Here is a 3,790-nt window from a genome sequence, read left to right as displayed (position 1 = left end):
ATTCTTCTRATAACGCTGCTCTATCCGTGCCACGCTGTCGCGCAGCAAAGCCATGCCTGCCTTGTTCTTCATGACTGGAGCCTCCTTTCGATTCTGGCCGTATCATACGAACAAAACAGGAACAACCATCTTGGTTGCATGGCATCGGGACGCGGTATCGTGAGGCGCCGCCAAGACGCCTCCGGTTGTTTTTCAGAATCAGACAGTTGGATGCCCTTATGTCAGGCGGGATGCTTTCGAACTGTCAGCCACTTTTTTCAGGAAGCGTTGAAATCGCAACGTGCCCTGGCGCGCCTTAAGGCAATTCTGCCCCTGACCGCGACGCGCAAGGCAGAACACATACGCACCGGAGTCCCGCCAGATGCCCCTGCCTCGCTCAGGTCAGGAGGGAGGAAAGGCGTCCGATCCCAAGCAACCTCTCCCCCATAGAGGGGTTGATCCTTCAAAGAGGCAGAAAACAAGGACAGGAAACGCGTGATCACCCTCTATCTCTGGGTTATTCTCAAGCTGGTGATCGGCTTTTCGCTGATCATTTCCTATCTGAACATCACAGGACGCAACCAGATTGCCATGATGTCGGCGGTCGATCTGGTCGGCAATTTCATTCTGGGCGGGGTCGTGGGGGGCATTCTCTATAACGACAAGCTACCCATCCTGCATTACATCGCCCTGCTGATCCTGTGCATCCTGCTCATGGCGCTATTCAATTACCTCTCGCGCAAGATCCCCGATCTGCGCAAACGCACCATTGGCGAGCCGATCACCCTCATTCGAGACGGACGCTTCCTGATCGAGAATTTCGAGGAAAATGCGAGCCGCATCGATCTCAAGGATGTGGCGACCGCGCTGCGCATGCAAAACATCTTCAGCTTCGACAATATCGATTTCGCCCAGATCGAAACGACAGGCCATGTCAGCGTGATCATGAAAGACGACGCCAAGAAACCGTCACGCTTTCTGGTGCATCGCGGCGATATTCTGGAGGAGGAACTCAAGAGCCTCGGACGCGACGAAACATGGCTCAGAGGGGAATTGCGGGCGCTCGGCCTGCAGAAACTCGAAGAGGTTTTTCTGGCGGAATGGGTTGGGGACCACATGCTCGTCGTCCTGATGGATGGCACAACCCATAGCCGGATTTCACCCTGAGAACCTGCTGGCGCAAGCCATCCCTGTGGCTGCGCCTGTTTTCGTTGACAGCACGGAAGGGAGTGCCTATTCAGCCCTGAATTGCAAATGACATTCGTTCTCAATTGAGAAAATGTCCCTGCCTCTTTCCGGACCCTGATGACCCGCTCCTTTCGTAGCCTGCTCTGCCTCTCCTCCATCATTGCCTTCTCGCATCATTACACAATGCGGGCAGTGGCCCAGACGCTTCCTCCAGCCGGGAGGAAACCGGCCTCTCCGTCTGTGCCCCATCAGCAAGACCGACATGAAATCATCCGGGTCAAGGCACAACGTGCGGCCTTTCTCCCCCATGCCAGCAGTGCGGCGACAAAAACCAGTACGCCGCTCGATCTGACACCCCAGGCCATAACAGTCATTACACAGGAGCGCATGAATACCCTCAATGCACGCTCGCTGTCAGAGGCCATACGCTATACGGCAGGTGTTTCCGATTACGGCTCCAAGGACGATCCACGCGGCTATTTCGGCACGATCCGCGGTTTTTCGCCAGACATCTATCTGGATGGCACCCGTACGCCTGATGCCAGCACCTCTCAATCCTTCAGCATCGAACCCTGGGGACTGGAAGAAATGGACGTGCTGCGTGGCGCGTCCTCAGCACTGTATGGCTCGGGTCAACTTGGCGGGCTGATCAATGCCGTCAGCAAACGGCCACGCGCGGATCAGACCAACGAGCTGGCCCTTCAGACAGGCTCCTATGGACGTATTCAGGGCGCAGCCGATCTGGGAGGCGCCCTGAGCGCCAGCAAATCCGTGCTCTGGCGCTTGAACGGTCTGATCCGCAAATCCGATACCTATGCCAGGAACATCAAGAATAACGAGATCTATGTCGCGCCCAGTCTGAGCTGGAGGCCCGATGACAAGACGGTGTTGACGCTGATCAGTTCTTTCGAGCAGCTCGATGCCGGATCAACCGCACAATTCCTGCCGGCAATCGGCACGGTTCTCCCGTCGCGCTATGGCCAGTTACCGCGCAATTTCCTGAGCAGCGATGCCGATTACGACGTTTATTCCAAGCGTCAGGCTGCAATAGGCTATGCGATCACCCGCCACCTCCTGCCCAACTGGACGCTCACACAAAACATGCGTTACGCGCATCTGGACGTGGAATACCGCTTTGTGACCACGGCCTCGCTTTCTGCCGACCAGAAAAGCCTGAACCGTACCGCCCTGCGTCAGGAAGGCAATTATAACAATGTCACACTCGATACGCGCTCCGATCTGGCGTTCCATACCGGTGGCATTCGTCATGAATTGCTGAATGGTGTGGATTTCAGAAGCGATTTTCTAGCCAATCGGCGGGGGCAGCGCGCAGCACCGGCACTCTCCCTGTATGCCCCCGTCTATCGGGCGATTACCTGGCCCAGCTACGGCACCTATTCCAGCACCAATGAGACAGAGACCGATACCGGGCTGTACATCCAGGATCAGGCCAATTGGAAGCGCTGGTATCTGACCCTTTCAGGGCGTGGCGATTTCACCGAGAGTCTGACCGTCGATAATCTGGGCAAGGGTCGGACACCCCAGTCCAATAACGCCTTCACCGGGCGTGTCGGCCTGCTCTATGCCTCAACGATCGGGCTCAACCCCTATGTCTCCTACGCGACCTCATTCCAGCCGCAGGTCGGTACGACCTTCGACAACACGCCCTTCATCCCCACGACCGGAAAACAGATTGAGGTTGGGCTCAAATACCATCCTGTGCATGCCCTGCACTGGGTCGAAAATTTCATGCTTACAGCTGATCTGTTCAATCTGGTCCAGAATAATGTCCTGACCGCAGATCCGAATAATACCGCTTTCAGCGTTCAGACAGGCCAGCAGCGTACGCGTGGTTTCGAGTTCGAAGGGATGGGGCGTCTGCCCTATCGGCTCGATTTCGTTGCGAGTTTCACCTATCAGGATCCGCGTATCACAAAGTCCAATACGGCGACCCAGGTTGGACAGCGCCCGGTTGCCATCCCTTCCCATATGGCCTCGCTATTCCTCAAGCGCGACTTTGCCCTGACGCAGAAAATCCAGGCCGGGCTCGGGTCAGGAATGCGCTACACAGGCAATACGGCAGGCTCGCTGCCTCTCACTTTCTCGGTTCCGTCGCAACTCGTCTGGGATCTGCAGGCCCATCTGGACTACGGACGCTCGCGCATCCAGTTCAATGGCACCAATATTGCCAATCGCAAATATGTAGCGACATGTACCCGCAATGTCGCCTGTGCCTGGGCTCCCGGGCGCGCGGTCTTCATCACACTCTCTCAGCGCTGGTAAGAGGGACGCTGAGGTTAGAAGAACAATGCTGCGTTTTTGCTTGCTGGATCTAGCGCAGCCTTCTTCCTCACATCCTGGCGTAATGTGACGCAGGCCTCTCATATCGCGAGGTGCGTGACAGGTTCCCTCGAGATCAGGCGAACAGGTCTCTTATCCGCAGCGCGAATATGGGTCTCTCCTGCATCCGACACGCTCATACGGCTTCGTTATGTCGAGTATTGTGGCGCGCTTCCCACCTTGCGCCAGTCAGAAAGCTGGTTCCCATCTTTCTGAGATCCATATTGCCTAAGGCATTGCATGACCTAATGGACGCCTGAACATACATCGAGCCTGTGGCGGT

Annotated in this window: 2 protein-coding genes; both read left to right on the top strand. The window is 56.3% G+C overall.

The genetic code is table 11. The annotated features are described in order from the left end of the window. Positions 1–474 precede the first annotated feature (474 nt). Positions 475–1,146 carry a DUF421 domain-containing protein gene (locus tag C0V97_RS15960; protein ID WP_127102294.1) on the top strand — a complete coding sequence of 224 codons (672 nt, stop codon included), beginning with the start codon at positions 475–477 and terminating at the stop codon, positions 1,144–1,146. Positions 1,147–1,284: 138 nt separating this feature from the next. Next, entirely contained in the window at positions 1,285–3,450 is a 2,166-nt protein-coding gene (locus tag C0V97_RS15955) for a TonB-dependent siderophore receptor (protein WP_127102293.1), read from the top strand. The last annotated feature ends 340 nt before the right edge of the window (positions 3,451–3,790 follow it).

Source organism: Asaia sp. W19 (genome assembly GCF_003994335.1).
In the GTDB taxonomy this organism is placed as follows: domain Bacteria; phylum Pseudomonadota; class Alphaproteobacteria; order Acetobacterales; family Acetobacteraceae; genus Asaia.
Note: the sequence above shows the minus strand (reverse complement) of the source record. Positions and strands in the feature narration are given on the sequence as shown.